Origin of the sequence: Hymenobacter puniceus (genome assembly GCF_014333525.1) — a bacterium.
Lineage (GTDB): Bacteria > Bacteroidota > Bacteroidia > Cytophagales > Hymenobacteraceae > Hymenobacter.
On record NZ_JACSCX010000015.1, the window covers coordinates 22,066 to 28,678 of the forward strand.

Here is a 6,613-nt window from a genome sequence, read left to right on the forward strand (position 1 = left end):
TCCAACCAGAAAAATTCGGGCCACATAGGGCAGGCAGGCAGCGCTGTTTGCTGCCCTAACGCAGCATTGACCCTCATTCTTACGTGGGGCTGCTTACCTTTGACTTACAAAATTACTGCCTTTCCTTCCCACCTTTCTTCCCTCCTGCCCATGAAAGACCTGCTGGCTAAGTTTGAAAACAAGCGTCCTGAGATAGTATTTGAGTGGAAAGACGCCGAAACAGAAGCCGAAGGCTGGGTGGTGATTAACTCGTTGCGCGGCGGTGCGGCCGGCGGCGGCACCCGCATGCGCAAAGGCCTGGATAAGCGCGAGGTGGAAAGCCTGGCCAAGACCATGGAAGTGAAGTTCACGGTGTCGGGCCCCGCCATTGGGGGCGCCAAGTCGGGCATCAACTTCGATCCGCAGGACCCGCGCAAGCGCGGCGTGCTGGAGCGCTGGTACCGGGCCGTGATTCCGCTGCTTAAGAACTACTACGGTACCGGCGGCGACCTGAACGTGGACGAAATTCACGACGTCATTCCGATTACCGAAGACTACGGCCTCTGGCATCCGCAGGAGGGCATCGTGAACGGCCACTACCGCGCCACCGAGCCCCAGAAGATTCAGAAGCTGGGCCAGCTGCGCCAGGGCGTAGTGAAGGTGCTGGAAGACGCTGCCTTCACGCCCGACCTGAGTTGCAAGTACACCGTGGCCGACCTGATTACGGGCTACGGCGTGGCCGAAGCCGTGCGCCACTACTATGAGCTCTGGGGCGAGAGGAGCGTGGTTGGCAAGCGCGCCATCGTGCAGGGCTGGGGCAACGTGGGCGCCGCCGCGGCCTACTACCTGGCCAGCCAGGGCGCCCGCATCACGGGCATCATCGATCGGGCCGGCGGCCTGATTAAGGAGGCAGGTTTCTCGCTAGAGGAAATCCGGACGCTGTTTCTGCAGCGCGAAGGCAATGCCCTGGCAGCTCCCAACTTGCTGTCGTTTGAGGAAGTGAACCAGCGCATCTGGAGCAGCGGCGCCGAAATCTTCATTCCGGCCGCCGCCTCGCGCCTCGTGACGCGCCAGCAGGTGGAGCAGTTGATTGCGGGCGGTCTGGAGGTTATTTCGTGCGGCGCCAACGTTCCGTTCCAGGACCCGGAAATCTTCTTCGGCCCCACCGGCGAGTTTGCCGACCAGCATACGTCCGTCATCCCCGACTTCGTGGCCAACTGCGGTATGGCCCGCGTGTTTGCCTACCTGATGGAAACCAACGCCGAAATCACCGACCAGGCCATTTTCGGTGACACCTCGCGCATCATCCGCCGGGCCCTGGAGCGCACCCGCCAGCAAGGCGACTCGCGTACTGGCGTGGCCCAGAAGTCGTTTGAAATGGCCTTGCGCCAGCTAGTGTAGTTGTTAGGGCTTAGGAAATAAGGCTTGGTGCTTAGGCAGTAGATGGCCAAATACCACCAAGCCCTATTCTCTAAGCCCCAAGCCCCACAAATAGAATGACGCTTACTGAAATTCTGCATTACCGCTTTCTGGGCAACAACGTGGCCGCCTACCTCTGGTGCGTGGGCATTCTGCTGTTCGGCTATGCATTCAAAACGCTGCTTTCCCGGTGGGTGTCGCGGCTGGCTTTTCGCTTTATTCGCCGCAAAACCGAGGGAGTGAGCGAGGCGCAGTTTCAGGCCCTGCTGATCCGGCCGTTATCGGTGGTGGTGTTTTTCGTGACGATTTACCTGGCGTTTCAAGTGCTCGACTATCCGGTGCGCAGTTCGGAGCTGGCGCACAACGAGCCGTGGCCGAAAGTGGCGCTGTTCCGGCTCTACCAGATCGGTATCATTTGGGGTGTGGCTTGGATTGCGCTGCGCCTCGTGGACTTTGCGGTGCTCGTATTCCGGCGCCGCACTACGGAGGGCGGCAGCCTGCAAGCCGAGTTGGTGCCTTTCGCCAAAGACCTGATCAAGGTGCTCATCATTGTGCTGGCGTTTCTGGGTATTCTGGGGCGGGTGTTTGGGGTAGATGTCACGGCGCTGATTGGTGGCCTCGGCATCGGGGGGCTGGCCGTGGCGTTTGCCGCCAAGGAAAGCCTCGAAAACCTGATTGCCTCATTCACCATCTTCCTCGACCGGCCTTTTGCCGTGGGCGACCTAGTGGAAGTAGGCGCCGTATCGGGCACGGTGGAAAAGGTGGGCTTCCGGAGCACCCGCCTGCGCACGGCCGAAAAAAGCTACGTGACCGTGCCCAACAAGTCCATGATTGACAAGCCCTTGGACAACCTGTCGTTGCGCACGGCGCGACGCGTGAGCTTCACGCTGGCCCTGAGCCACACCACTTCCAGCCAGCAGTTGCACCACATTGTGGAGGAAGGCAAACGCCTCATCGGCGAAAACCCGTTGGTAACCAAAGACGTGCAGATGCAGTTTTCGGCCCTGACGCCGGCGGCCAAGGAAGTGACCGTGCAATACTTCGTGGAAACCACCAACTACGACGAGTACCTGCAAGTGAAAGAGGAACTCAACTACCGCCTCGTGGAAGTGGTAGAGCAAGCTGGCGGCCAGTTTGCCAGCACCGGCAACACTGTAGTCCAGCTAGCTTCCGGCAGCCGCTTCGATGGCCTCAACTCTGCTCCGACGCCCATGGTGTAGCGGCATTTGTTGCTTCCTGAACCGATAGAACACAAAAAAGCCGGCGGCCTCATTGGAAGGCCGCCGGCTTTTTTGTGTTCAAGTAGCTACAACTGAGGTTCTATCGGCCACCGCCCAGCAGGCCGCCGAGCAAGCCGCCCATGCCACCGTTCATTAGGCCGCCCAAGCCGCCACCGCCAGCGCTGCGGGGCTGCGAGCCTGGCTGGCCACCCAGGCCGCCCAGAATCGACATCAGCGAGCCAAGGCCGCCGCTGCCCACGTGCGAGCCTTGCTGCGGCAGGTTACCGTAGGAGCCCTGCGCGCCAGCCGAAGAGTTGCCGCCGCCCAGCACCCCGCTTAGCAGGCCACCACCGAGCAGGCCGCCCAGCAAGCCACCCATCGAGCCGCCGCCCATGGCGCCGCCCATCAGGCCACCCAAGCTGCCGCCGCCCATACCGCCCATCATGCCGCCACCGGTGCTCCGGCCGCCGCTCATCACCTTCGACAGTACCATGGGGGCTACTACGCCCAGCAGGCCAGCCATCAGCGCACCTTTTGGGATGCCGGCGCTTTCCAGCTTATCGGTGATGCCGCCGAAAAAGCCTTGCTTGGCTGGGTCGCTGGCATCGTGCGGCACGTGGGCGGCTTGGTCTACCACCTGGTTTAGGGTCTGGGTTTGCTGGGGCGTAATGCCGAGGTAAGCTGATATCTTATTGATCATGGCCTCCTCGTCGTTGGCATAGGCGCCATCGGCGCGCGCAAAGCTGATGAGGTCCGTCACGAGTGAGTAACGCAGGTCGCTGGAGCGGAGCGCGTCGAGGTTGCTCTTGATGCTTTCGTTGCTGGCGTCGCGGGCCGCGCTCAGCACTTGCTGGGTGGCACCGCCAGACAGGCCCGATTCATGCGCTAACTGTTGCAGAAACTCTATTTCAGTAGCGGAAGCTTCCCGGTCGGCCGAAGCCAAGCTGGCAATAACGCTTAGGTAGGCCGCTTTTTCCGAGTCGGAGTAGTTCTGGAGAAGTTGGGAATTGCTCATCGTAAGTAGTAGGTGGAAAGGAGTAGAGTGGATTTCTGCTGACCTTAACGCACATCACTAGATTTGGTTAGCGCCGCTGCCCCCCTCTCCTACTGCCGACCTTCCAGTTAAAATCAGAATTCAAAATATTCGCCGGTTTGGGGCTGAGCGGGCTTTTTGGCTGGCGGCTTTTTCAGCTCGAACGGCTTGCGTGGTTCTGGCGCGGTGGGTGTGGCCGGCGCGGCGGGCGTGGGCAAGCTCGCTGGGCTGCGCTCCCGGGCGGGTTCGCGCGGCGCCGTTGGCACGCGGCCCGGCTGCGGGCGCCGGTCGTAGCTCACCCGGAAATTGTCCTCGTCGCCCTGGATAGCCAGCAGCAAGCTGGGGCCGGTGGCCATGCCTACGGTGCGTTGCAGCAGCCCCGGCAGAATCGGGATACTGAGGTGATAGTCCATTTGCTGGTCGAAGGTGTGGGTGCCCGTCACCCGGATCAGGGAGGCTGCCCGCACGTTCGAGCGGATTTCCATTTCGGGCAGATACACCGTACGGCTCTGGATATACACCGGCGTAGTCAGCTGGGCGAAGCGCAAATGCCGCAGCCGCTCCCGCCCGGCTATCATGGAGAGCTTCTGCAAGGGGGCGAAATTGTTGAGCTCCCCGTTGCGCACCTGCAGGTTCAGCTCGGCCTCCAGGCGGTTGGTAAGTGGGTTGAGCGCCCCATCAAAGTACAAGTCCGACTCGGCGGTGGCGGTAAGGGCGCCACGCAGGTGCCGTGCCGTGATGAACTGCTGCCCGAAATCCTCGAACGTATAAAACAAACTATCTAGCGGCAGCTGCTGGCAGCTGATGGTGGAGTGTAGGTGCAGCGCCTGCCGCTGGCGGGCATCCAGCGTCCCCCGGAAGCTAACCTGCCCGCCGGCAGCCCGCACCGTTAGGGAGGGCGCGCTCAGCACCTGCTGCTGCAGCCGGATGGTGCCACGCAGCAGCTGCCCCCGAAACCGCCGAAACCGCAGCTTCCCTACCTGGGCCCGCACGTTCAGGGCCAGCTGGGTAGGCAGCCGGAACTCGTAGCTGCCGGGGGCGCGGGCGCCGCTGGCTGCCGCAGTAGGCGTTGTCGGCGAGGTCATGCGCAACAGTTGGTCGAAATCCAAGAACCGGGACGTTAGGTCGGCGTCGAGCAGCAGCGTTTGGTTGGGCAGCAGCGCCCACGCCAGCGCGTTGCGCAGCCGCCCTTGCAGCTGGAAATCCGACCCGCCTACGCGGCCCGTGAAGCCCGCCACAGCCACCTCGCGGCCCTGCAGCCGGAACCGGCCCGTGAGGCCCGTGAGTGGCTGGCGCAAGTCGCTTAGCCGCAGCTGCACATTTTGCAGCACCAGTGTGCCGCTTGCTTGCACGGCCGCCGTAGCAGGCCGCGCCCGAAACTGGCGTAGGTTGCCGGCAACCGATAGTGCCAGCTGGGCCCGCCCCTGCCCGCCCGGCACGGCGGCCAGCGGGTAGAATTGCAACGCCTGCGCCACATCCAGGTCGGCCTGCACCTGCAGCTGCACGGTGGGGTCCAGGAAATTGGCGTAGCGCAAGCTGCCGCTGAAGGGCCGCCCGCGCAGCGTGCCGCGCACCTCGCGCAAGCTCAGCACCGAGGTACGCGCCGCCTGGGCAGCCCCGTTGCTGAACGTGCCCGCCAGAAACACGTGCTCTACGGCCTGCCGTAGCTTGGGGTGATAAAAGGAAGCATCGCGGCAGCCAAACCGGGCTTCAATGCGCGGGCTGGCCTTTCCTGATAGCTCACCGCGCACCGTGCCGCCAAAATACACAGCTCCGCGGCTGCGGTAGGCCCGCAACGGCCGCGCCACCCGCGCCGGCAGCAGCGCCAATACCGACTGTATATCCGTATTTCGGCCGGCTAGCTGCAGGTTTAGCTGAATAGCCTTGCGGTAGTCTACGCGGCCCCCGAGTTGATAAGAAGCGCTCCCCACTCGTAGCTCCGAAGGCTGCAGCGTCACGAGCCGCGCCTCCCTATCTACCCGCAAGTGAGTGTCCAGCACCAAGTCCTTATGCTGAAAATACGCATCAGTGCCCAGTTGCAGGGCTTCCACCCGCGTCGTTCCGCCAGCTGCAATATCTACCAATGGGCCCTGCACATCCAGACTGGCTTGCACATCGTGCACCTGCACGGTGTAGCGCTGCCGCCGCTGGTCGTCGGCGTATACGGTGGCAATGCGCTCCAGCTGGATGTTTTCGAGGGCAAAGGCCAGCGGCTGGCTGCTGGGCGCGGCTGTGCTATCAAACCGCAGCACGTCGTAGTTGGGGCGGCCCCGCACATCGTGGCGCACCCACACCCGCCCATCGGCCAGCGTCACGGCCCGGATGCGGTAGTGGCCCCGCACAATGTCCCAGGCGTCGAAAGCGCAGTAGAGGCGGCGGGCCCGAGCCAGCGGCACGGTATCCTGGGGCAGAGAGCCGCTCACGCGCAGGTTGTGCAGCGTGATGGACACCCGCGGAAACTGATCCAGCAGCGATACTTCCATCTGCCCCACCTGCACAGGCGTGGCCAGATAGCGGTTAGCCTCCTGCACAAACAACGCAATGATGTGGTCCTGCCCCAGCCACACGCCCCCCACGGCCACAGCTACCAGCAAAACTAGCCCGGTCAGAAAAAAAAATAGCACTCGCCGCAGCTTTCCCAATCCTCGAAAATTTCTGACTCTAAAAGAGTTGTATGTTTGGCAGGCTCCGTTTCAGTTAACTTTCCGTGCTAAAGTTCGCACAAAGTGTTGCGTAATCAGAAACGACCTGCCATATTTGCATCCCCAACGGGATACGCCCAACGGGAGATTAGCTCAGCTGGTTCAGAGCATCTGCCTTACAAGCAGAGGGTCACTGGTTCGAACCCAGTATCTCCCACTTTTAATTTTAGTACAATACCCTATCGGGAGATTAGCTCAGCTGGTTCAGAGCATCTGCCTTACAAGCAGAGGGTCACTGGTTCGAACCCAGTATCTCCCAC

Annotated in this window: 4 protein-coding genes and 2 tRNA genes; 4 read left to right on the forward strand and 2 right to left on the reverse strand. The window is 62.1% G+C overall.

Annotated features, from left to right (window positions below):
- Nucleotides 1–150 precede the first annotated feature (150 nt).
- Nucleotides 151–1,380 (forward strand): Glu/Leu/Phe/Val dehydrogenase dimerization domain-containing protein, encoded by a 1,230-nt coding sequence (locus tag H8B14_RS20715; RefSeq protein ID WP_187317589.1) that lies wholly within the window; start codon nt 151–153, stop codon nt 1,378–1,380.
- A gap of 95 nt (nt 1,381–1,475) precedes the next feature.
- Nucleotides 1,476–2,618: a mechanosensitive ion channel family protein gene (locus tag H8B14_RS20720; protein WP_187317590.1), complete on the forward strand. Its 1,143-nt coding sequence runs from the start codon at nt 1,476–1,478 to the stop codon at nt 2,616–2,618.
- A 100-nt stretch (nt 2,619–2,718) separates the two neighbouring features.
- On the opposite strand, the gene H8B14_RS20725 is transcribed toward H8B14_RS20720, so the two are convergent.
- Nucleotides 2,719–3,633 (reverse strand): TerB family tellurite resistance protein, encoded by a 915-nt coding sequence (locus H8B14_RS20725; RefSeq protein ID WP_187317591.1) that lies wholly within the window; start codon nt 3,631–3,633, stop codon nt 2,719–2,721.
- Nucleotides 3,634–3,746: 113 nt separating this feature from the next.
- Nucleotides 3,747–6,275: an AsmA-like C-terminal region-containing protein gene (locus H8B14_RS21390; protein WP_187317592.1), complete on the reverse strand. Its 2,529-nt coding sequence runs from the start codon at nt 6,273–6,275 to the stop codon at nt 3,747–3,749.
- Nucleotides 6,276–6,435: 160 nt separating this feature from the next.
- On the opposite strand from H8B14_RS21390, the gene H8B14_RS20735 reads away from it, so the two are divergent.
- A tRNA-Val gene (locus H8B14_RS20735) sits at nt 6,436–6,510 on the forward strand.
- Between the two features lie 27 nt (nt 6,511–6,537).
- Nucleotides 6,538–6,612 (forward strand) — tRNA-Val (locus tag H8B14_RS20740).
- Nucleotide 6,613 lies beyond the last annotated feature (1 nt).